We start from the raw sequence: 22583 nt of genomic DNA, 5'->3' as shown, positions 1-22583 counted from the left end.
GTGCCGGCCAACAGCGGTGGTCCCAAGGAACCATCGTCGGCCCCTTATCGTAGGGAAGCCCGCGACGACACCTCGACCTGATCGTCGCGGATCCACCCCGCCGGAGGTAAGTCATGCGGACCCGCCGCGATCAGGTGCAGGCGTACCGCTTCGTCACCCGCCGCATCGTCTCGGCCCTGCTGTCGGGCGATCCGGAGACCACAAACCTGCCGATGCGACGGCTCGGCATGGCCGTCTTCGGCAGCGTTCTCGCCGCGGCCATCGTGCTCGGTGGGGTGGGCGCGTACGGCCAGCTGACCGGCGGCTCAGCGCCGCTGGACGACAAGACCCTGGTCATCGAACGGGAGACCGGCGCGACGTACGTGTTCATCGAGGGGAAGCTGCACCCGACGCTCAACTACACCTCGGCGCGTCTGATCGTCAACGATGCGAGTGCCGAGGTGCGGACGATGTCCCAGGCGTCCCTGCGGGACCGGCCCCGCGGCGTGACCGTCGGCATCGTCGGGGCACCGGACGCCCTACCGGACCGCAAGTCGCTGACCGGGCTGCCCTGGTCGGTCTGCGACGTACCGGACCCGGTCGACCGGCAGCGGTCCAGTACCCGGTTGGTGATCGACCGTGCGCTGCCCGGCGGTAAGCCGCTTGGCGACCAGGGCGTGCTGGTCTCGGTGGACGACCAGCGGTACCTGATCACCAACAACGCCCGGCTCCAACTGCTCGACCCGTCCCGCACGATCACGGCGCTGCGGATGGCCGGCACCGAGCGACTCCAGATCGGCCAGCAGCTGCTCAACGCCGTGCCGGCCGGGCCACCGTTGCGCCGGCCGTCGCTTACCGGTGAGGGCGAGCCCAGCAGCCGCAGGGTGGCGGGGCAGTCGTACGACGTGGGTTCGGTGTTCAAGGCCGCCGGGCGGCACTACGTGCTGACCCGCGACGCTCTCGTGTCGATAAGTGAGATCACCGCGTTGCTGCTGATCAGCAACGGTGGTCGGATCACCGACATCACCCCGAACCAGGCCAGCGAGGCGTTCGAGGAGCGGCGGATCGAGGAGGCGGGGATGCCGCCGACGATGCCCACCCTCTACGCGGCGCGGCCCGGCCAGACCACGCTCTGCGCGACGTACCGGAAGGGCACCGCGGGCGGCCCACCGACCACCACCCTGGAGGTCTTCGACCGGGTGCCGACCGAGTTGACCGACAGCGATCCGGGTCTGGTACCGGTACGCCAGACCCGGCGCGACGCCGTACGCACCGCCGAGGCGGTGCTCCTGCCCGGTGGCAAGGGTGTCATCGCGCAGGCCTCGCCCGGTGCCGGAACCAGCGGGTCCGGCGCCGCTGGGTCGACGATCTACCTGATCAGCCCGCAGGGCATCAGGTATCCGCTCGCCTCGGCGGCCACGCTCGACGTGCTCGGCTACGGCGGGGTCACGCCGCTGGCGGTGCCCGGCTCCCTGCTCGCGCTCATTCCGACCGGGCCGACCCTGGACCGCGAGGACGCGTTCGCCGTCTTCGCCCAGGACGGGCCGGCCCCGGCCGTACCCCCGTCTGTCGCGCCGAGGTCGACCTCCCCGTCGGCGGCACCGCCCTCGGGATCGCCGTCACCGTCGGGCTCTTCGTCGCCGTCGGGCTCGTCGTCACCGTCGGGCTCGTCGTCACCGTCGGGCTCGACACCGTCGGCTCCGGCGAGTGGCGCCGCGCCGAACGGCGGGGCCGGCGGCGGGGGTTCGACGGAATCGACGGACGCCGACGGCTGAGCAGCCTCGGCGGGTCGCCCGGAGTCGCACTGGTGGACTAACCTGAATGTCGCTGACGGTTGTCAACCAGAACGACGGGGATGTTGCCATGGCCGGGCGTACGGAAGTCGACCTGTTGTCCCTTGAGGACTTCCACGAGCACCTGGCGTCGCGGTTGAGTCAGGCCGAGTCGGTGCTGCGCAAGCTCAACACCGAGATGCAGTGCCGTCCTCCGGCGCTGGGCTCGTTCCTCGACGCCACCGACAACGCGCGTCGCTACAGCGAGGTGCACCAGTCCTATGTCGACCAGGCCGAACGCATCCGGCAGGCGGTGCTCGCGGCCCAGCAGGCGACGAGCACGATCCTCGGCAACTACCGCACCGCCGAGGCACGTAACGCGGCCAACGCCGGCGATGTCACCGCCGCGCTGACCCCGGTCGACCGGGCGTTGCAGCCGAAGGAGGACGGGCGTGTCTGAATACACCCAGCGCTACCAGGGCCAGAGCCACCAGCAGCTGTATGACGGCCTGATGGCGGGCAAGCCCGAGCAGATCGAGGGCGTGGCCACCCAGTGGGCCGAGCTCAAGGGCATCCTCGACGGCCTCGGCCGCGAGCTGAGCGGCGACCTGGAGAAGCTCGGCAACACCTGGACGGGTTCGGCAGGTCGGGAGTTCCACCGGCGGCTCAGCCTGATCGTCGCCCACAGCGACGCGCTGGGCGAGGGGATGGCCGGCATCAAGCAGGGGTTGACCATGATGGCCGACCATCTGCGCGCCGCCCACAAGCAGGCCGAGAGCCCCGAGGAGACCGACGACAACGACAAGGCGATCTCCGGTGCGATCAAGGGTGGCGCCACCTTCGGTTTGACCGGTCTGATCGTCGGCGGCATCGCGGGCCACCAGCAGGACAAGGCCGAGCAGGAGAAGGCCCACCAGCGGATGGTCAACCTGGTGGCCGACCTGGCCAGCAGTTACGACCTCTCCGCCTACGACCGCGTGGTCGACCCACCCCCGCCAGATCCGGATACTCCGACCACCGCCCGCAAGGATCCGACGACGCCGCAGAGTGTCTCGGCCATCGCCAAGGTGAGCAGCGGCCCCGGGACCGGCACTGACACCGGGCAGACCGGCGACAAGACGATCTCCACACCGGACCGCGTCGCCGAGCTGCCCGGCGGCGATTCCGATCCGGGCCAGGTCGGCTCGGGCACCGGCGGCAACACGGCCGTCGTCACCGGCCCGATCGGTGCCGGAAACGGGAGCGGCACGTCTCTCGCCGGGGCGGACCCACTTCTCGGCGGCGCGCTGCTCGGCGGGGGTGCCGTCGGGCTGATCGGCCTGTCCGGGCCGGCCGGCGCACCCGCCGGGGCGAGCACCGGCCCCGGCCTGCTCTACGGAACACAGGGCGGGGCGCCGGCCGGTGGCGTGTTGCGCAGCGGCGCGCTCGCGGGTTCGGGCAGCGCGGCTCCCACCTCGCCACGCCCGACCGGCGGTGCTGCGGCCCCGACGGAGACCCGCGCCGCAAACGGGGTCGGGCGCAGCTTCGACGGCCAGCGCGGTGGGGGCGGCGGCCGGGCCGCGGTGACGGGTGGCAACGCCCGGCCGGGTTCCGGCAACGGTCGTCCCGGCGTGCTCGGTGGGCAGGGTCGAGCGCCTGACGACGACTCCGACGAGCGGCTGACCTGGTTGACCGAGGACGAGATGGTGTGGCAGGGCGACGACAAGGCCGCGCCGCCGGTGCTCGGCACCGGCAGCTGACCACGTCCGCCGCCGGCAGGTTCGCAGCACCGGCGGCGCCACCGTTTCCGGGGCCCGGCCGATGGCGTCCACAGTGCGCATGGTGGTAGCGGTCACGCCAGCGCGGCCCGTCGCCGTGCTGCGGTCCGCCAGGACTGGCGATAGGTTGGTCGGGTGTCCTCCGCAGCGTCTGCCCGCCCAGCCCGGTGGGCTGTGCTGCGGTCACTGCGCGAGCTGACCCGTCTGGCGATCACCGCCCTGGTGCTCGCGGTCGGCCTCGGTGCCGCTCTCGCCGCGACCCCACCGCCGGCCCCCACGCAGCTGCGGCCCAGTGCCGTGAGCAGCCGGGTGGCGAGTGTCCACCCCGACGCCGGCCCGGCCATCGAGCGGGCCGCCCAGCCCGCGCCCGCCCCGCCGGCCGACACGCTCGACAGCGCGACGGCGACCGGTCCGGTTGCTGCGGCCCCGGTGCACGTCCCGGCCATCGATCCCGGTCGTGACACTCCAGCGCGACGTGGCCCGCCCGCCCGCTGAGCCAGGCCCGGCCATCCCCGGCACCCCATCCCGGCTGATCCCGCTCGGCACCTGAAGTCGCCGTCGACGGGACGACCCCTGACCGGGCCGACCGGTGCCGCCGCGCCCTCCTGCCGCCCGTCGATACCCGCATTCGACCGCGAGGTGCTGATCATGGATACCGTCCTCTCCGCCGTCCTGCCCGACCTCTCCCGGGCCGCCGTCATCTGGCTGAGCCTTCTGGCGGTGGTCGCAGTCGCCGTCGCCGCCCTGCTGCTGCGGCCCGGCCGGTTCCGCTTCGACCCGGGGGCCCGGATTCGCCGCGCGGCGATGCCGAGCCACCTCGAACAGGCGCAGGAGGAGAGGGAGCAGAGCCGTTACGCGCAGGAGGTCGCGGTGGCGGCGGAGCGGGCCACCACCACCGCGCAGCGCCGCCGGGTGGAGTGGGTGGCCGCGCAGGAGGCGGTCGAGGCGGCCTGGCTGGCGTACGAAGCCGCCGAGGCCGGCGTACGGCGGCTCGACGCGGCGGCCGCGATGCCCCTGCCGCACACCGTCCGGACGCCCGCCGAGTACGCGGACCGCGAGCGCTACCTGCACCGGGCGGCGTTGGATGCGTACTGGCGGCGGGAGTTGTCGGTGGAGCAGCTCAGCGACGTCTTCGCGCACCGCGACGGGTGGGACCCGCGGCTGCACCCGGTCGAGCAGGAGTTGGTGCTCCAGCGGGCGATCCGGGACAACCTGGCGGCCAGGCACGCCGCAGCTCGCGAGCGGGAGCAAGCCACCTGGCGGGCAGCGGAGGTGGCGGTGGCCGCGGCCCGCAGTCTGCGCGAGGAGGCGCACGCGGCGACCGGCCGACGGGTCGCCGAGTCGGCATCGGTGCTGCCGCTGAGCGAGGTTGCCCGACCGTCGGTCGCGCAGACCCGGGAGAACGTCGAGCAGACCCGGGAGAACACGGTGACCGCTCGCGGTCGGGCGACCGTGCCCGCGTTCTGAGCCGCGCGGCGTCGCGTGGGTTAGCGTGACGGCATGTCCCGACAGGCGTGGGTCCTCGTGGTGATCGCCAGCATCCTGGCGCTCGCCACACTTGCCGGTGCCGTGGTGCTCGCGGTGCGCGTGGTGCGTACGCGGCGGCTGTTGAATGGGCTCGGCGCGGGCGGCAAGGTCGCCTTCTACGGGGCGCTGATCTACACGATCTTCCCGGTCGACGTGCTGCCGGACCCGATCTACCTGGATGACATGGGAGTCCTGGCCGCCGCGTTGATCTACCTGACCCGGCTGGTGCACCAACGTCGGGCGGCGGGCCGCCAGCTGCCCGGTCAGCCGGACGCCCCGCCGGACCGGGACCGGGTACGCCGCCGCGTGCCATGATCAGGATCGGTTCGGCGGACAGGGGACGGGCATGGCGGGCGATCATCGGTTGAGCGTGCACGATGAGCGTGTTGTCGCCTTCTGCGCGGAACGACACCTCGCGACGCTTACCACCCTGCGGGCGGACGGCACCCCGCACGTCGTACCGGTCGGGGTGACTCTCGACCCGACTGCCGGGCTGGCGCGGGTCATCACCTCCGGCGCCTCCCACAAGGCCCGTCAGGTGGCGGCGGCCGGCGCGGCGGGCGCCCCGGTGGCGGTGTGCCACGTGGATGGCCGCCGCTGGTTGACGATCGAGGGTCGCGCGGTGCTGCGATCGGACCAGGCAGCGGTGGCGGAGGCGGAGCGGCGGTACGCCGAGCGGTATCGGACGCCACGTCCGAATCCGGACCGCGTGGTCATCGAGATCACCGTGACCAGGCTGCTCGGGAGCCTCTGAGCCGACCGCACGTCCCCGTTGACCGGCTCGGGGTCGGGGGGTGCCGCAGTGCCCTCGGCCTGCGGAATTCTTCGCGGAGCAGAGCGGTTACGTCCTCGGTACGCCCAGGGCCGAGACCACGGATGGTCGGCCCCTCGTGTTGCGCCGAGCGCCATTCCCGGTGCTGCCGCCCTCCGCCGGTCGGAGGCGCCAACCCCCGAACGGAGACTCGACCATGAACCCGATCGTCCAGAAGAGTGGTCTGTCCGTCGTCGGCCTGCTGGTCGCCGGCGGTTGTGCCCTCGGACCGGCGGTGGCCGCGCAGGCCGCCCCGGCGCCCGCCGCCCCGGCCCCGTCGAGCCAGACCGACCGGCACGCCGAGCGGATTCTCGGCGTCGACTACCAGGCCCAGCCGAACTTCTACTACTGCGGCCCGGCCGCGACCAGGATCGCGTTGTCCGCCCAGGGCAAGGCGCTCACCCAGGACGAGGTGGCCCGGCTGCTGGGCACCACCGAGGCGGGCACCCCCTCGGCCCTGGACACCACCCGGGTCCTCAACGAGCTGACCGGGGGCAAGTACAAGACCACCGAGATCCGTGACTCGGTGGCCCGCCCCGACCAGGTCGAGCAGCTGCGCCGCGACGTGCTTGCCGCGGTCGACGCCGGCCGACCGGTGGTGGCCAACATCAAGGGCACGACTGTGGACACCGACGGCAACCCGCACTCGTACGAGGGCGGCCACTACCTGACCCTTGTCGGCTACCGCGACGGTGGCGACACGATCCGGGTCGCCGACCCGGCCGACCCGGCGTTGGGCGAGTACTGGATGAGCCTGCCCAAGGTCGCCAACTGGATCGCCGAGCGCGGTTACTCCTCCTGATCAGCACGGTCACCGGGCCGGCCTCTCCCGTGCGGGGAGGCCGGCCCGCCCGTCGTCACGGGTCCGGGCGGCGAGGTGGGCGCGTCGGCGGGCGCGGGCGGCCCGCGTCGGCCGGGCCCGGTGCAGTTGTCGCCGGATCGGCGGGTGGATCTCCGCCTCGCCGGCGCCGGCCGCCCGGCGCACGATCCGGTTGGCGTCGTCGGGTTCACTACCGGATGCCCGCAACAGGTCACTTGCCGCGGTGCGCAGTCCGGTGACGAGGGATTCGCCGAACGAGTGGACACCGCTCACGGAGGCCCGCCCGGCCAACTCGGCGCACTCCTGGACCAACCGGCGGGTGCGCCGGGGATCGTCGCCGACCTTGCACTCCGTACGCATCTCCGCCACCGCCTGACCCAGCCGGGCCATCGCGTCCGGTAGCTCCGGCGGAATCGGCTCGTCGTACTGCAGAGCGGTTGTCGACCAGCGGGCCATTGCACGGGTATCCAGCAGCAACCGCTCCAGGTGCCCCGCGCTGCGGGCGTAACGGTGGTACTGCTGGCGGCGATGCCAGCGCACCGGGGCGATCGTCACCACCTCCTCGGCGCCGCTGAGCGCGTCGTGCAGCCGGCCCAGGTCGTCCTCGGTACTGCGGAGTCGCTCCAGGACGTTCATGGTCCGGGCGCCGTCGCGCTCGCGCATCGCCTGCGCCAGTTCGGCGAGCTGCTCGCAGAGGATCGCGAAGATCGGTGCCGCGGCCCGGTCCAGCACCCGCATCGGGTTGATCGGCAACAGCAGCGCGACCACCACCAGGCCGACCACCCCACCGACGAGCGCGTCGAAGATCCGGGGCACCTCCAGGCCCCGTTGCATCGGAGCCAGCGTGGCGATCAGCACGGCGGTACCGCCGGCCTGACCGACGAGGGGACCACCCTTGCCGGCTACCAGCAACGCGGAGGCGATGGCCAGCGCGACCACCACGCCGGTCTGCCACGGGCCCGAGCCGAGCAGGAAACGCAGCGTGTCACCGATGACGATGCCCAGAGCCACACCGCCAAGCAGCTCGAACGTGCGCCGGGCCCGTTGCCCGATGGCGGTGGCGATCGTACCGACGGCGGCGGCGGGAGCGAAGACGTGCGCTCCGGGACCGAGCAGGTTCTGGGCGAGCAGGGCGGCGATCGCCGCAGCCAGCCCGGCCTGGATGGAGATCACCAGGGTGACCTCCCACTGCCGGGCCCGGATCCGACCGGCCTGCCCACCACGGTGCCGCACCCTGCGGACCGCCCGCTCGGCGGTCTCGTCGAGCCGCGACTGATCGCGGTCGGCGGATGGGCGGTCGTCGGCCATGGCGGCGGTTACCCCGGCGACGGCGGGGCATTCGTCGCGCCTCGCCACCACCGCCACCGCAGCCACCAGCGGCCCCGTCGAACACATCGTCAACCGTGTGTTTGTGCAGCCCCGTGGGGGTACCAGTGCCACACACCTCCACCGATCCGCAACCGGTAAGGGGCCGTGACATGAGCAATCCACCTACCGTCGACGACCATGATGTCGTCGACATCCTGCTGTCCGACCACCGTGAGATCGAGTCAGTCCTCGTCGAGTTGGCGACCCGCCAGGGCGACCCTGAGCATCGGCGGCGTCTCGCCGACGTGGTGATCGCCGAACTCGTCCGGCACTCGGTGGCCGAGGAGGCGTACGTGTATCCGATCGCCCGCAAGGTGCTGCCCGACGGCGACGAGATCGCCGACCGGGAGATCGCGGAGCACGCCGACGCCGAGCGGACCATGAAGGAGTTGGAGTCGGCCGACCCGGCCGACCCCCGCTTCGACGAGCTGCTCGCTCAGCTGACCAGCACCGTCCGGCACCACGTGACGGAGGAGGAGAAGGAACTCTTTCCCCGGCTACGCGCGGCGACGGCCCGGGAGGAGCTGGTCGAGATCGCTGCCAGGGTGACGGCGATCAAGAAGTTCGGGCCGACCCGGCCACATCCGGGGAACCCGGAGCACCCGCCGGCGAACCGACTGCTCGCCCCGGGGATCGGTCTGGTCGACCGGCTGCGCGACGCGTTGAGCGGGCGACCCACCTCGATCGACGAGCTGCACCACAAGCACCAGCGCTGAGCCGCGCCCCGCCCAGGCCTGGCGCTCCCGGGTCGCCGACCGCTCGGCGGCCCGGGAGAAGGCGTGGCGGTCAGCGGACCTGGTCGCCCTCACCGGTACGCGCCTGGGCCTGGTCCACGCCCTTGTCGATCTGGTCGCCGTACTTACCGCCGGTGCGCTTGTCGGCCATCTCGCCGGCCTTCTCCGCACCCTGGTCGACCTGCTTGTCATGCTTGTCCGCGAAGTCCTTGGCCCTGTCCATGAAGTCACCCACGGCGTTCCTCCTCAGTCCGGTCCGCCCCCTTCGCGTTCCCTCGGCCCGACAGCGCAAACGCCGTCGTTCCGGCTGCGGCTCGCAAACGTCCACCCGCGCCACGTCGGCGGGCGTACGATCCGCGCGGGCGTCGGCCGCCGATTCGGGTGTCGGGGCACGACCGACCGGGTACCGACCTCGTCGAGATCGAGGAGGACCGACATGGCCGCAGAGGCACCCGGACCGACAGGCGGCCCCGGGCCGCGCCAGACCTGGGCGGCGCTGCCGTGGCTGGTCCGAACCGCGGTGTTGTGGAGCGCCTGTCTGGTGGTGATCGCCGCAGGGCTCTACCTGCTGGGCAGGATCGCCGTCCTGTTGGCGCCGCTGGCCATCGCGCTGGCCGCCACCATCTTCCTCGCCGCCCTGCTCGACCCGGTCCTGCTCCTGCTGCGCCGGTTGCGCCTCCCGGCGGCGCTTGCCGCGCTCTGCACCGTACTGCTGCTGCTCGGCATCCTGGTCGGCGTCGGCGCCCTGGTGTGGAACCTGACCGCCAGCCAGTTCGACCAGCTCAGCCAGGAGCTGACGCAGGGGGTCGAACGCAGCCGGGACTTCGTGACGTCCACGCTGCCGGTCACCGAGGCACAGCTGGAGCGGCTCGTCGACCAGGCCCGGGAGGGGCTCAGCGGCAGCTCTCCGGACCCGGTGGCCGGCGCCCGGACCGCCACCGAGGTGTTCGGCTCCGCGCTGCTGGCTCTGGTGCTGCTCTTCTTCCTGCTCAAGGATGGCCGGTCGATGTGGCACTGGGTGCTGTCCCGGGTGTCCGGCCCGAACCAGCAGGTGATGGCCGAGGCCGGCCGAAACGGTTGGCAGACGTTGGGGGCGTACAGCCGGGGCACCATGTTCATCGCCGCCATCGACGCGCTGGGCATCGGGTTGGCCCTCGTGGTGCTGCGGGTGCCACTCGCCCTGCCGCTGGCGTTGATCACTTTCCTCGGCGGGTTCGTGCCGATCATCGGGGCAACCGTCGCCGGCGCGGTGGCGGTGCTTGTGGCGCTGGCCGCGAACGGTCCCACCACCGCGCTGCTCACCCTCGCGGCGGTGATCGCCGTCCAGCAGATCGAGGGCAACCTGTTGGAGCCCCTGGTGATGAAGCGTCAGGTCCGGCTGCATCCGGCGGTGATCCTGGTGGCGGTCACCGCGGGCACGCTGATCGCGGGCATCGCCGGCGCCTTCGTGAGCGTCCCGATCACCGCCGTCCTCTGGCGCGTCATCGACACCGTCCAGCAGCGCCGTTCCACCTCGGCCCTGCTGCCTGCGGACTGATCATCGGCTGAGGTGCGTGGTGAACCAGCCGCCGGCCTGGTCGGCGACCTGCTCAAGGGTGCCGGGCTCCTCGAAGAGATGGGTGGCACCGGGGATCACCCGCAGCTCGCCGACCTCCCCCAACTCGGCAAGCGCCCGCTCGTTCAGCGTGATCACCTCTTCGTCCAGCCCGCCCACCAACAGCAACGTCGGGGTGCGCACCCGGGCCAGCGCACCCTCGGCCAGGTCCGGCCGACCACCGCGGCTGACCACCGCACCCACCCGATCGGCCCGCGTCGACGCCGCGACCAGGGCGGCGGCAGCACCAGTGCTGGCCCCGAACAGGCCGATCGGCACGTCACCGGCGGGACGTTCGGCGGCCAGCCAGTCGACGATCCCGGCCAGCCGGCTGGCCAGCAGACCGATGTCGAAGCGCAGTTCGGCGGTTCGCGCGTCCACCTCGTCCTCGGCCGGGGTGAGCAGGTCGGCAAGCACCGTGCCGAGCCCCCGGTCGTTGAGCGTCCGGGCCACCGCCACGTTGCGCGGGCTGTGCCGGGAACTGCCGCTGCCGTGCGCGAACAGCACCACGCCGACCGGCTGGGCGGGCAGCGTCAGGTCGGCGGGGAGTTGGGCGTCCCCGACCGGAATCGTCACCGTGCCACGCTGCTCGTCCATGCCGCACCTCCGCGTGCTCGCCGGTGGTCGGGGTACCCCGCCCGCCGCGCGGCACGCCACCGACGGCCGCGTCACCCGGGTCGGAGCGCCGCCGGGCCGCGTTTGCCCGATGGGGGGTCGGGTACGCGACGAGCGACCGCAGACCGTGTCGGCGCAACCGCGCCCCGACGGATCGCGAGGATCGTCATGGCCAAGCAACAGATTTCGCGGCAGCAGCAGCTGACCGAGCGGACCCAGCGCGAACAGGACGCCGAGCGCAACCAGGACTTCGGGGACCAGGACTTCGGCGACCAGGCCGCCTCGGCGCGGCTGCCCGACGATCCGAAGGCGGCGGCGCCCCGGGACGCGATCGGACGTCCGTCGACAGGTGAGCCGGTCTGACGTGTCGGACTGGGCGGGCGGGGCGGGCAGTTCCGCCCCGCCCGTCACTGTTCGCGTTCGGGCAAACGCAGCAGCGGGGACCGGCCCGGTGGTTGCTCGGGTGGGGGGCCGGACGGCTCGGCCTGCGGAACCGGCACGGTGACCGGCTCGTCGCAGGTCACCCGCAGCTTCTGGTCGTGGTGGCGCAGCTCCACCACGTCGTCGGGCCCGCCGTGGCGCAGCGAGTACGTCGTCTGGTGCGGCCGGACGTCCACCCGCAGCGCCAGCCCTCGCCACTGCAACGAGAACTCCAGGCGGCTGAGTCGGCTGGAGAGCCGGGGCGCGAAGGACAGCTCGCCGTCGTGGTCCCGTAGACCGCCGAACCCGCTGACCAGGGCGAGCCACGCGCCGGCCAACGACGCCATGTGTACGCCGTCGCGGGTGTTCTCGTTGAGGTCGTGCAGGTCCATGAGCGCGGCCTCACGCAGGTAGGTGTGCGCGAGTTCCGGATGGCCCACCTCGGCGGCGAGCACCGACTGGGTGCAGGCCGACAACGACGAGTCGCGCACGGTGCGGCGCTCGTAGTAGAGGAAGTTGCGCAGCTTCTCCTCGGGGGTGAAGGCGTCCCCCCGCCAGTGCATGGCGAGGACCAGGTCGGCCTGCTTCACCACCTGCTTGCGGTACAGCTCGAAGTAGGGGTAGTGCAGCAGCAACGGGTACTTCTCCGCAGGTGTGTGCGTGAAGTCCCACTCCTGGAGCCGGGTGAAGCCTTCCACCTGCTGGTGGACGTCGAGTTCCTCGTCGTACGGGATGTGCATGGCGGTGGCGGCGTCCCGCCAGCTCGCGGCCTCCTCGTCGGTGACCCCCAGGTGGAACGCCTCGTCCCGGTGGCGCATGACCACGTCGGCGGCGGCGAGCAGGTTCCGCTGCGCCATCAGGTTGGTGTAGATGTTGTCGTTCTTCACGGCGGTGTACTCGTCCGGGCCGGTGACACCATCGATGTGGAACTGCCCGTGCCGGTCGTGGTGGCCGATCGAGCGCCACAGCCGGGCGGTCTCCACCATCAGCTCCAGCCCGATCTCCCGTTCCAACTGGGTGTCCCCGGTGACCATCACGTAGCGGCGCATGGCGTCGGCGATGTCGGCGGCGATGTGGAAGGCGGCCGTGCCGGCCGGCCAGTATCCGGAGGACTCCGGACCCTCGATGGTGCGCCAGGGGAAGGCCGCCCCCTTGAGGTTGAGCGTCTCGGCGCGTTCTTTCGCCGAGTCCAGCGTGCTGTGCCGCCACTGCAACGCGCTGCGCACCGCGCTGGGCTGGGTGTACGTGAGCACCGGCAGGACGAACATCTCGGTGTCCCAGAAAGCGTGACCGTCGTAGCCGGGGCCGGTCAGCCCCTTCGCCGAGATCGGCCGCTGCTCGGCCCGCGCGCCGGCCTGCAGGACGTGGAAGAGACCGAACCGGACCGCCTGCTGCACCTCCGGGTCGCCCTCGACAAGCACGTCGGAGGCGTCCCAGAACTCGTCGAGGTAGTTGCGCTGCTCCCGGTGGAGCCCGTCCCAGCCGTCGAGGCGGGCGCCGGCAAGCGCCGCGCCGACCTGGTCGCGCAGCGCCGGCAGGGACCGACGGCTCGACCAGCTGTACGTCAGGTACTTGATCACCCGCAGCTTCTCGCCGGGCTTGAGCACGCAGGCGATCGTGGTACGCACCCAGTCCTGGTAGCCCTCGGACTCGATGGTGGTGTGGTCCGGGCCGTGCACCTCGTGCTCCATGGCGGCGGCGACGCGCAGGCCGGAGACCTTGGTGCGGTGGATGAGCTGCCCGCCGTCGGGCGTGGTCAGCTCCTCCTCGGCCTGTAGCGGCGACTCCAGCACCGCGGCGACCCGGGGGTCCTTGCTCTGCGCGGGCAGTGACTCGTTGGCCACCAGCTCGGACTGCACGATGAGCCGCAGCGGGCGGTCGACGGCCTCCACCTCGTAGCTGATGGCGGCCACGGACCGCTGGGTGAACGACACGAGCCGGGTGCTGCGGACCTTGACCTCGCGGCCGGCGGGCGAGCGCCAGTGCAGCTCCCGGTGCAGCGTGCCGGCCCGCAGGTCGAGGACCCGCTCGTGGGCGAGCAGCTCCCCGTACCGCACGTCGAGCGGTTCGTCGTCGACGAGCAGCCGGATCAGTTTGCCGTTGGTGACGTTGACGATGGTCTGCCCGGACTCGGGGAAACCGTAGCCCGCCTCCGCGTACGGCAGTGGGCGCAGTTCGTAGAACGAGTTGAGGTAGGTGCCGGGGAGCCCGTGCGGCTCACCCTCGTCGAGGTTGCCCCGCAGGCCGACGTGCCCGTTGGAGAGCGCGAAGACCGACTCCGACTGGGCCAGCACGTCCATGTCCAGCCGGGTCTCCCGGACGTGCCAGGGCTCGACCGGATAGGCGCGCTCGCGAATCATGTGGAGCCTCTTTCGGCGGCGAGCGGGTCGGTCGAGGTGCGGGGCGGGGATGCCGGTTCGGCGGCGTCGAGGAGGTCGGCGAGGTCTGTCACCACGACGTCGGCGCCGTGGGCGCGCAGCTCGTCGGCCTGCCCGACCCGGTCGACGCCGACCACGTAGCCGAAGCCGCCGGCGCGGCCGGCGGCCACCCCGGAGAGCGCGTCCTCGAAGACGGCCGCCTGTGTCGGGTCGACGCCGAGCAGCGTGGCTCCGGCGAGGAAGGTGTCGGGGTGTGGTTTGCCCCGCAGCCCCTGGGCACGGGCGACCAGCCCGTCCACCCGGGCCTGTAACAGCGGCTCCAGCCCGGCGGCGGCGACCACCTCGCCCCCGTTCGCGCTCGCGGTGACCACGGCGCGATGGAGCCCACCGGCGGCCGCCGCCTTCAGGTACCGCACCGAGCCCGGGTAGACCTCGACGCCTGCGGTGCGCAGCCGGTGCAGCAGCAGGACGTTCTTGCGGTTGCCCAGGCCGTTGACGGTCTCGGCCTCGGGCGGGTCGTCCGGGCTGCCCTCGGGCAGCACGATCCCCCGGGAGGCGAGGAACGTTCGGACGCCGTCGGCACGGGGTCGGCCGTCGACGTAGCGGTTGTAGTCCGGACCCGGGTCGAACGGTTGGAACGGCTCACCAGAGGCCGTGGCGCGTTGACGGAGAAACTCGTCGAACGTCTGCGTCCAGGCGGTGTTGTGGACCCGGGCGGTCTGCGTCAGCACACCGTCCAGATCGAAGAGACAGGCGGTCACGTGAGCAGGTAGGCCCAGCACGCTACGAATCTATCCACCCCACTGCGCCCGCAAACCCGTTTCCGCCGCTCCGAAGCGGTTCAGTTCGGTCGCAACGTCCAGATCACGGTCATCGCCGAGGTCGGCTTGCCGTCCTCGGTGGCGATCTCCACCGTGACCGGGAACTCCGGGCGCCGACCAGCCTCCAGCTCCTCGATCACCTCGGCCGCCGGCCGGCCGAGTCGCGCGGTGGCAAGCACCGGACCCATTGCGAGTTTCCGGTAGGCGATCTCGGCCCGCACCGCCAACGGCACCGCCCGGTCGAGTAGCTGCCCGAAGGCGGCAAGCACGACCGCGCCGGTGGCCGTCTCCCCGAGGGTGAACATGGCGCCGGCGTGCGGCCCGCCGATGTGGTTGTGGGTGGCCGGCGAGTCGGGCAGCCGGACGACCGCCCGCACGCCACCCTCCGCCTCGGGTGCCACCTCGACGAACTCGATGCCGAGCGTACGAGCGAACGGCACCGCTTCGAGCATGCCGGCCGCCACCTGGCGGGAGTCGATAGTCATGGCCCGACGTTACTTGTCAGTAACCAGGCCGGCAACAGGCAACTTTCCCCGACCGGGCCCGCTCAGAGGTTGGCGATGGTCCGCAGGATCTCCGCGTAGAAGTTGCCGTCGATGCTGCGGAAGAAGGCGAAGTCCTGACCCGGGTCGCCGAAGAACGGCCGCAGCGTCCAGGCCAGCTGGGTGCCGACGAAACCGAAGAGCAGGATCCAGATGTAGAGCAGGGTCATGCTTGCCGGCCGCTGCGTCGGCTCGCCGCGTCGCACGGGCGGGCTGTTCCACGGGCGTTGCGCTCCGTAGCCGGGCGGCAGCACGCCGGGCGGGAACGACGCACCGGCCGGCTGCCCGGGCCACTGCGCCGGCACCGGGGCCGGAGCCGGGGCCGGAGCGGTGGCCACGGCACCGTTCGACGTCGACTCGGCCACCGCGGCGCCGGCCGGCACGGCGACAGGTTCGGCGCTCTGACCGGCGGCCGGCGCGGTGGCCGGCGTCGCCTCGGAGGCCACCGCGACCGGCATGGTCTGCCCGGCGGCCGGGGTGCCGGCCCGCTCCCCGACCGCGGCTCTGGCCGCCTCCGGCGCGAGCAGACCGTGGTCGTTGAGCACCTGCATCCCACCGGTCAGGAAGCGCAGCCCGACCAGCGCCGACAGGGTCAGGATCGCCACGTTGAGCAGCTTGAAGAACCCGTAGTCGTTGGCGGTGATCAGGAAGAACAGACTGATCGGCGCGAACGCCACCGCGAGCATCGAGGTGACAGTGATCGCCACCATCACCAGCGCCAACGACTGCCGTACCGAGAGCCTGGCCCCGAAGACCAGATTGAACAGGTAGAGCGTGGGCAGGCAGATGGCGAGCGTGACCAGGAACAGCAGTGGCAGCTTCAACGCCGAGGTCAGCGCCATCAGCGGGCTGTGGAAGAAACCCAGCACCGCCCCGTAACAGGCCAACGCGATGGCGGAGCTGGCCAACATCCGCCCGGTCAGGGCGTTGAGGTCCCGCTCGGCCACGATCTGCTGCCAGATGCCCTGGCGATCCCGCAGGATGCGCTCGATGACGAGCGGGCTGGGACGGTCACCCGACACGGGTGCACCCCTCTCGGTGGTCTTTCACAGTGGACTGGGTGGGCAGACGGTAGGGCACCGGATGGCGAGCCCGCCACCCCGCTCCGGCACGTCGTCAGCGCCAACCCACGTCGATCCGGTCGCCACGCTCGTCGAAGAAGTGCAGCGCGTCCATCCGCACCGAGACGGCGAGCGGGTGGCCGGCGCTGACCGCCGGGTACGGCGCCAGCCGTACCGCCAGCTCCGCCGGGCGTCGGTGGTGCCGGCCCGGATCGGGGAGCACGCTGGTCTGGACGCCACTGACCGGCGCGTCCTGCTTCTCCACCGGCTTGCCGGTGAGCCGCTGCATCACGGAACCGAACCGGCGCAGGCCGCGCTGGCCGACCGGGGGCTGATCGAGCGGCGCACCCATCTCGTCGACCATGATCGCGGTCGCGCCGATGTCGAGGAACGCCAACGACTCGTGCCCGTGGTGCTCCAGGTAGCGGATCCGCCCGCGCAGCACGTCACCGGGGCTGTCCGGGGCGACCGGGGTGAGCGCCTCGGCCCGCATGCCGACGACGATCCGCTCGCCGTGGTAGTGCGCCACCGCCCGACTGCGGATGTCGTTCCAGGGCAGGTAGAGCGACTGGTCACCGAGGTTGAGGGTGACGTACCGGTCGAGGTGGACGTAGACCGACGCCTCCAGCAGGTTCATCCGCGGGCTGCCCAGGAACGCGGCCACGTAGAGCGTCGCCGGCCGGCCGTACACCTGGGTCGGTGTGCCCACGTCCTGGAGCACACCGCGGCGCATGATCGCCACCCGGTCGGCCATGGTCAGCGCTTCGGCCTGGTCGTGCGTGACGTAGACGGTGGTGACGCCGAGTTCCCGGGTCAGGCCGGAGATCTCCGCGCGCAGCTCGGCACGCAGACCGCTGTCCAGGTTGGACAGCGGCTCGTCCATGAGGAACAGGCCGGGCCGGCGGACGATCGCACGCCCCATCGCCACCCGCTGCCGCTGCCCGCCGGAGAGCTGACCCGGCTTGCGGGCCAGCACGTCGCCGATGCCCAGCGCGCTGGCCACGTCACTGACCCGCTCACCCCTCGGCTCGGGCTCGATCCCGGCCAGCCGCAGCGGAAACGCGATGTTGTCGCCGACGGTCATGTGCGGGTAGAGGGCGAAGTCCTGGAAGACCATGGCGATCTTGCGGTCCCGTGGGGGCAGGTCGTTTGCCAACTCGCCGTCGAGCATGACCGCGCCGGTGGTCGGATCCTCCAGCCCGGCGATCATGCGCAGCACAGTGGACTTGCCGCACCCGGAGGGCCCGAGCAGCACCATGAACTCGCCGTCGTTCACATCGAGGTTGATGCTGTCGACGGCGAGCGTGCCGTCTCGGAAAACCTTGGTCACATCCTTGAGCGTGACGGTGCTCACCGTCTTCCCCCTCAGCGCGTCGGCCGAACCCCACAAGACTGTGACCAGGATCATGGGTTTGTGACATCGGGTAAACGTCTCATGTTCTACCGATGACGCTGCTATTACACGACAGAAGCACCGATCAGCAGCGGGTCGACCGATCTGGCTCGCCGAGGAAGACGCGACGCACCACCCGCTCCGCCGCCCGCCCGTCGTCGAGGGTGCAGAACCGGGCCCGGAAGTGTTCGCGGGCCTTGACCGCCGGCTCCGAGCGCACAGCGTCGGTACGGAACAGGTCGAGCAGATCGGCGAAGGTGGCGGCCACCGCGCCCGGCGGTTCGGCCGTGACGTCGAAGTAGACGCCCCGGGCCAGCCGGTACGCCTCCCAGTCCGGGGTGTAGAGCACGATCGGCCGGTCCAGCACCGCATAGTCGAACATGGCCGACGAGTAGTCGGTGACCAGCACGTCCGCCACCAGATAGAGGTCCTCCACCCGTTGGTGGCCGCTGACGTCGCGCACCCGCTCCCAGGCCTTCGGCTGGCCGGGACGGCGATCCCGGTCGTGGAAGTAGTGGCTGCGCATCAACAACCGGCCCGAGTCACCGAGCGCCTGGACGAACCGGTCCGGGTCGAACGGCGGCCGGTAGCCGGGCAGGTGCTCACGGTGCGTCGGGGCGTACAGGACGACCTGCTCGTCGGGGTCGAGGCCGAACTCCGCGCGGAGTCGGCGTACCTCGTCCGGGCCAGCCGTGACCAGGCGGTCGTTGCGCGGGTACCCCACCTCCAACGTGGTGTACGTGGCCGGGTACGCCCGGTCCCACATCTGGGTGGAGAAGCTGTTGGAGCTGACGCTGTAGTCCCAGCGGTCCACCCGGCGCAGCAGCCCACCGAAGTCCATCCGCCCCGCACCGATCGGGTAGCGCTGCTGATCCAGCCCCATCACCTTGACCGGCGTGCCGTGGTGGGTCTGCACGTGCACCTGTTCCGGTCGCTTGCGGACGAAGTCCGGGAAGTTGACGTTGTTGACCAGCCACCGGGCGCGGGCGAGCACCCGGTAGTACGCGGGCGTGCCAGCCACCACGTACTCCACCCCGGCCGGCACGCTGTCCACCCGGTCCCGGCGCACCACCCACACCCCGCGTACCCCCGGCGCCAACCGGCGGGCAACCTCGTAGATCGCCGCCGGGTTGCAGGAGTAGCCCCGGTACCAGTACGCGGCGTACACCGCGAGCGTCGGGTCGACCGGCCGCCGCAACTCGGCCCGGTAGTACTCGCGCAGCAGCCCGTCGCGGGTCAGCCGGGCACCGCGCCTGGCGACCGGGCCGACCCTGCGCCGGGCGGTGCGGGCCTGCCGGCGGGCGGCATCGCGGGCCCGGCTGGCGGTTCGCAGCGCGCTGAAGGTGCGCCACCGGCCGGAGGCGACGAGCTTGTGCTTGAGCCCCTCGACCCCGTCCGGCACCGGATAGCCGCCGGGCGGTAGCCAACGCTCGTAGTCGGCGGTGATCTGCGCGAAGAACGCCTCCCGCAACTCCGGCGCGATCCGCCGACCGTTGCCGAGCACGGTCAGGTAGTGCCAGATCATCCGTTCGAAGACCACCGGCCGCAGCGCCTCGGTCGCCGACCCCCACTCGTCCATCAGGTGGAAGACCCGGTGCCACTGCGGGAAGACCTCGAAGTGCCGGTCCCCCAGGGTCCGGGTGATCGCCCCGGCCCGGCGTTGGCGGTAGTTGACGCAGACCCGATCCAGTACGCCGATCCGCCGCGCGGCCATCAGCACCGGGTAGCTGAACGAGACATCCTCGTACCAGCCGGGCGCGAAGCGCAGCCCCAGGTCGACGAGGAACCCCCGGCGGACCAGCCGGTTCCACGCCGTGTGCAGCAGGTGCATCGCCTGCGGCCGCTCCCGCAACCGGAAGGTGCCCGGACCCGGCGACTCCGGGAACACCTCGGCCATCGCGCTGCGGGTGGCGGTGTCGTTCCAGTGGGTGCGGACGTGGTCGACGAGCAGGACGTCCGGACGGGTGACCCGCAACCGCTCGGCGACCTCGGTCAGGCACTCCGGAGCCAGCCAGTCGTCGCCGTCGAGGAACCACACGTACTCGCCGACGGCCCGGTCCAGCCCGATGTTCCGGGCCGGACCGAGGCCGACGTTCTCCGGCAGCCGGACAGGGTGGACCCGCTGGTCGCGGGCCGCGTACTCGTCGATGATCTCGCCGCTGGCGTCGGGCGAGCAGTCGTCGACGGCGATCACCTCGATGTCCGTCTCCGGCTGACCGAGGATGGAGTCCAGGCACTCCCGCAGGTATCCCTGCACCCGGAAGGCCGGCACCACGAAACTGATCAGGGTCATCCGGCCGTCCCTCCGTCAGCGCGGCGCGGCACCTCCAGCGCCCGCCGGCGCCACCGACGCCCGCGCGTTACGGGCCGGTCGCACGAACCAGGCCAGGACGACGCTCACCACGAAAAACACGAGAAGGTACGCACCGAGTGTAGCCAGTCCGATACCCGCAATACCGGCGATCGCGGCGAGGGCCAACAGCACTGAGCGCCCCTCCCAACCCAGCGTCGCCGCGTGCAGAGGCGGTGCCGCCTGCCGCTTCTCCAGCCGGGCGGTCAGGTCGTAGTGGTGCACGGTGAGCACGAAGACGTACCCGAAGATCAGCCAGCCGGGCGCCGCACCGACCACCCCCACCGCGATGGCGAAGAGGTACTCGGCGGCCCGCAACGCGGCCGGCACCAGCCAGTCCAGTGGGCCGTTGTGCGCCGCCCCGGCGCCCAGCCCGCCGACAAGCAGCACCAGCAGCGCCACCGGCACCGCCCAGCGCAGCCCCTCGGGCGCGTCGCTCAGCAACGCCCCGACCAGCAGCACCGCCGGACCGAGCGCGGCGATGACCGCCAGGGTGAGCGGCCCCATCGGGCGGACCACCGGCAACCAGCGGGCCAACGGCCCGTCGTCGCGGTGCAGGGTGGCGTCGACCGTGTCCAGCACCGGCACCCACATCCAGCGGGCCCGCAGTGTCCGCAGCGCCCCGGTGTACGCGAACGCCAGCACCCCCCAGACCAGTACGGCGATCAGGCTGACCAGCGGGTTGAACAGCGCCACGGTCAGCGCGATGAGCGCCCACCGCTCCCCGATCGGGAAGACCACCGTCCGCTTCAGCCAGTACGACACCGACCCGGTGTCCGCCTGCACCCGGGTCGACGCCGCGTTGAGCCGGTCACCGATCCCACCGCTGGCGTTCGTCGCCGTACGCGGCCGGCGGGCCGCCTCGTCGTGCAGCACCCCGTACCAGGTGTCGGTCATGTGCCGGACGGTCTGCAACGTCATCGCGGCGATCGCGAGCGCCCACCCGTTGCCCAACCCGGCGTGGCTCACCCCGAAGCCCAACCCGGCGTAGACCAGGTACTCCTTGGCCCGGTCCGCCATCGTGTCCAGCCAGCCACCCCAGGCGCTGAAGTGCCGGGTGTAGCGGGCCAACTGGCCGTCCACGCAGTCGAGCACGAAGCCGAGGTAGAGCAGCACCGCGCCAGCGACGAGCGCGGGTCGCCCACCGACCCCGAACAGCACCGCCGCGCCGAGCGCGAAGAGCACCGAGATCACCGTCACCCCGGTGGGGGTGAGCCGGAGCCGGGCCGAGAGCCGGACCACGTACGGCGACCAGGTGCTGACGAAGTAGGTGGAGAAGAAGTCGTCCCTCTCCTTCACCGACAGCCGCAGTTCCGCCCGGTCCTCGTCGACGGCGCTCACCGCCGCCTCGGCAGCGGTCAGCCCGGCCTGGTCCTCGATCCGGCGGGCGACGAGCAGGCGTACCCGCTGGGCGAAGACCAGGGTGCCGAGCGCCGCGAGGCCCGCGAAGAGCCGGTCCACGGCGGACCCGGGGCCGCCTGCGGCGACGGACCCCCCGGACCCGGCCCCACCGGCGGCCGGCAGCGGTGCCACGTCGCCGGCCGGGCCGATCGGGGCGGCGACGGGCAGCATCCCGGACGCGGCGGCCCGGGCGGCGGCGGCCAGGGTCGGCAGGTCGTCCACGCCGACCCGCAGCGCGCCGCCGAACACGCCGGTGGCGGACCCGTCGAGGGCGTCCAGCGGGCCGGCGTCGACGACCTGGCCGCGCTCCTCCCGCACCGCGGTCCGGCCGGGCACCGGCGGGTCGCCGAGCACCAACGCCACCGTGGGCCCCACCGGGCTGGTGGCCAGGTGCCGCAGTACGGCGGTGTGCGCGACCAGATCCGTGCCGGTGACCAGCACGGGAGTGGTCGCGGTGGCGACCAGCTCGGTCAGCTCGTCGAGGTTGGCGGCGTGCCGCACCTCGTCCGCCCCGGCCAGCCGCAACTGGGCGGCCAGGCGGTCGGCCAGCGGCTCACCTGTCGACGTGGTCAGGCCCGCCGCGGGCGTCCCGGCGGCGAGCACGATCGCGAGCGTCACCGCGGGACCGCCGCGTGGTACGCGTCGAGCGCCTCGGCGATGGTGCCGTCGAGCGTCAACCGGCCCGCGTCGAGGTACAACCCCCGACGGCAGAACCGGGTCAGGTCCTTTTCGTTGTGTGACACCAGCACCAGCGTGCGCCCCTCCCCGAGCAGACGATCAATCGTCGCGTAACACTTCTTGCGGAACTCCGCGTCCCCGACCGCTGTCACCTCGTCCATCAGCAGGATCGGGTGCGGCAGGTGCGAGATGATGGCGAAGCCCAGCCGCACCTTCATCCCGGACGAGTAGTGCCGCACCGACGTGTCGATGGCCCGTTCCACCTGCTCGCCGGCGAACTCGACGATCTCGTCGAAGTGCCGCTTCAGGTAGCTCGTCGACAGCCCGTGCAGCCCACCGACCAGGTGCAGGTTCTCCCGGCCGGTCAGGTCGTTCGAGAAACCGGCGGACAACTCCAGCAGCGGGGCCACCGCGCCGTGCACCCGGATGCCGCCCTCGTCCGGGATGAGCACCCCGGCGATCAGCCGCAGCAGGGTGCTCTTGCCGGTGCCGTTACGGCCGATTACCCCGACGGTCTCGCCCGGCTCGACGCTGAACGACACGTCCCGCAGCGGCCAGAACT

At 72.0% G+C, this 22583-nt stretch carries 21 protein-coding genes and 1 pseudogene; 11 read left to right on the top strand and 11 right to left on the bottom strand.

Going from position 1 to position 22583, the window contains the following annotated elements:
- The first annotated feature begins 113 nt into the window (after nt 1–113).
- From eccB to ACWER9_RS02335, 8 genes are all read left to right on the top strand, one after another.
- Complete coding sequence (gene eccB / locus ACWER9_RS02370) at nt 114–1754, top strand: type VII secretion protein EccB (protein WP_452300082.1); 1641 nt, start codon at nt 114–116, stop codon at nt 1752–1754.
- Nucleotides 1755–1800: 46 nt separating this feature from the next.
- The gene (locus ACWER9_RS02365) at nt 1801–2211 is read left to right on the top strand and encodes a hypothetical protein (RefSeq protein WP_452300081.1); all 411 of its coding nucleotides are present in this window, start codon (nt 1801–1803) and stop codon (nt 2209–2211) included.
- On the top strand, nt 2204–3490 hold the full coding sequence (locus tag ACWER9_RS02360; protein ID WP_452300080.1) for a WXG100 family type VII secretion target: 1287 nt from the start codon (nt 2204–2206) through the stop codon (nt 3488–3490). The genes ACWER9_RS02365 and ACWER9_RS02360 overlap by 8 nt, the downstream gene beginning before the upstream one ends.
- Nucleotides 3491–3643: 153 nt before the next feature.
- The gene (locus ACWER9_RS02355; protein ID WP_452300079.1) at nt 3644–4003 is read left to right on the top strand and encodes a hypothetical protein; all 360 of its coding nucleotides are present in this window, start codon (nt 3644–3646) and stop codon (nt 4001–4003) included.
- Nucleotides 4004–4156: 153 nt separating this feature from the next.
- The gene (locus ACWER9_RS02350; RefSeq protein WP_452300078.1) at nt 4157–4975 is read left to right on the top strand and encodes a hypothetical protein; all 819 of its coding nucleotides are present in this window, start codon (nt 4157–4159) and stop codon (nt 4973–4975) included.
- A 33-nt stretch (nt 4976–5008) separates the two neighbouring features.
- Entirely contained in the window at nt 5009–5350 is a 342-nt protein-coding gene (locus ACWER9_RS02345; RefSeq protein ID WP_452300077.1) for a hypothetical protein, read from the top strand.
- Nucleotides 5351–5381: 31 nt separating this feature from the next.
- Nucleotides 5382–5789: a pyridoxamine 5'-phosphate oxidase family protein gene (locus ACWER9_RS02340; protein WP_452300076.1), complete on the top strand. Its 408-nt coding sequence runs from the start codon at nt 5382–5384 to the stop codon at nt 5787–5789.
- A gap of 214 nt (nt 5790–6003) precedes the next feature.
- Nucleotides 6004–6648: a C39 family peptidase gene (locus tag ACWER9_RS02335; RefSeq protein ID WP_452300075.1), complete on the top strand. Its 645-nt coding sequence runs from the start codon at nt 6004–6006 to the stop codon at nt 6646–6648.
- 9 nt (nt 6649–6657) lie between these two features.
- Here the strand turns inward: ACWER9_RS02335 and ACWER9_RS02330 are convergent, their stop codons facing one another.
- Nucleotides 6658–8040, bottom strand: a complete 1383-nt coding sequence (locus tag ACWER9_RS02330) for an FUSC family protein (protein WP_452300074.1) — start codon at nt 8038–8040, stop codon at nt 6658–6660.
- 104 nt (nt 8041–8144) lie between these two features.
- On the opposite strand from ACWER9_RS02330, the gene ACWER9_RS02325 reads away from it, so the two are divergent.
- Nucleotides 8145–8750, top strand: a complete 606-nt coding sequence (locus ACWER9_RS02325) for a hemerythrin domain-containing protein (protein ID WP_452300073.1) — start codon at nt 8145–8147, stop codon at nt 8748–8750.
- A gap of 70 nt (nt 8751–8820) precedes the next feature.
- On the opposite strand, the gene ACWER9_RS02320 is transcribed toward ACWER9_RS02325, so the two are convergent.
- Nucleotides 8821–8991, bottom strand: a complete 171-nt coding sequence (locus ACWER9_RS02320) for an antitoxin (protein WP_452300182.1) — start codon at nt 8989–8991, stop codon at nt 8821–8823.
- Between the two features lie 213 nt (nt 8992–9204).
- Here ACWER9_RS02320 and ACWER9_RS02315 point away from each other — a divergent pair, with 213 nt between their 5' ends.
- A complete protein-coding gene (locus tag ACWER9_RS02315) occupies nt 9205–10305 on the top strand; it encodes an AI-2E family transporter (RefSeq protein ID WP_452300072.1) in 1101 nt (366 codons plus the stop codon).
- Here ACWER9_RS02315 and ACWER9_RS02310 read toward each other — a convergent pair whose 3' ends face one another.
- A complete protein-coding gene (locus ACWER9_RS02310; protein WP_452300071.1) occupies nt 10306–10959 on the bottom strand; it encodes a dienelactone hydrolase family protein in 654 nt (217 codons plus the stop codon). It abuts the gene before it with no gap.
- Nucleotides 10960–11145: 186 nt separating this feature from the next.
- Between ACWER9_RS02310 and ACWER9_RS02305 the strand changes: the two genes are divergently transcribed.
- Nucleotides 11146–11340 (top strand): hypothetical protein, encoded by a 195-nt coding sequence (locus ACWER9_RS02305; protein ID WP_357355872.1) that lies wholly within the window; start codon nt 11146–11148, stop codon nt 11338–11340.
- A gap of 44 nt (nt 11341–11384) precedes the next feature.
- Here the strand turns inward: ACWER9_RS02305 and ACWER9_RS02300 are convergent, their stop codons facing one another.
- The 8 genes and pseudogenes from ACWER9_RS02300 to ACWER9_RS02265 all read right to left on the bottom strand — a co-directional run.
- The gene (locus ACWER9_RS02300; protein WP_452300070.1) at nt 11385–13757 is read right to left on the bottom strand and encodes a glycoside hydrolase family 65 protein; all 2373 of its coding nucleotides are present in this window, start codon (nt 13755–13757) and stop codon (nt 11385–11387) included.
- Nucleotides 13754–14557, bottom strand: coding sequence for an HAD family hydrolase (locus ACWER9_RS02295; RefSeq protein WP_452300069.1), 804 nt, complete (start codon nt 14555–14557; stop codon nt 13754–13756). The genes ACWER9_RS02300 and ACWER9_RS02295 overlap by 4 nt, the downstream gene beginning before the upstream one ends.
- Nucleotides 14558–14616: 59 nt before the next feature.
- Complete coding sequence (locus ACWER9_RS02290; RefSeq protein ID WP_452300068.1) at nt 14617–15081, bottom strand: DUF4442 domain-containing protein; 465 nt, start codon at nt 15079–15081, stop codon at nt 14617–14619.
- Nucleotides 15082–15143: 62 nt separating this feature from the next.
- Nucleotides 15144–16160 carry a hypothetical protein gene (locus ACWER9_RS02285; RefSeq protein ID WP_452300067.1) on the bottom strand — a complete coding sequence of 339 codons (1017 nt, stop codon included), beginning with the start codon at nt 16158–16160 and terminating at the stop codon, nt 15144–15146.
- 94 nt (nt 16161–16254) lie between these two features.
- A complete protein-coding gene (locus ACWER9_RS02280; RefSeq protein WP_452300066.1) occupies nt 16255–17553 on the bottom strand; it encodes an ABC transporter ATP-binding protein in 1299 nt (432 codons plus the stop codon).
- A gap of 124 nt (nt 17554–17677) precedes the next feature.
- Complete coding sequence (locus ACWER9_RS02275) at nt 17678–19885, bottom strand: bifunctional glycosyltransferase family 2 protein/CDP-glycerol:glycerophosphate glycerophosphotransferase (protein ID WP_452300065.1); 2208 nt, start codon at nt 19883–19885, stop codon at nt 17678–17680.
- A 15-nt stretch (nt 19886–19900) separates the two neighbouring features.
- The gene (locus tag ACWER9_RS02270) at nt 19901–21961 is read right to left on the bottom strand and encodes a DUF5941 domain-containing protein (protein WP_452300064.1); all 2061 of its coding nucleotides are present in this window, start codon (nt 21959–21961) and stop codon (nt 19901–19903) included.
- A pseudogene (locus tag ACWER9_RS02265) lies at nt 21958–22563 on the bottom strand (ABC transporter ATP-binding protein); the annotation flags it as partial. The pseudogene ACWER9_RS02265 and the gene ACWER9_RS02270, both read right to left, overlap by 4 nt.
- Nucleotides 22564–22583 lie beyond the last annotated feature (20 nt).

This window comes from Micromonospora sp. NPDC003944, from assembly GCF_053605225.1.
The sequence above is the reverse complement of the archived record's forward strand: the minus strand, read 5'-3'. Positions and strand labels throughout refer to the sequence as shown.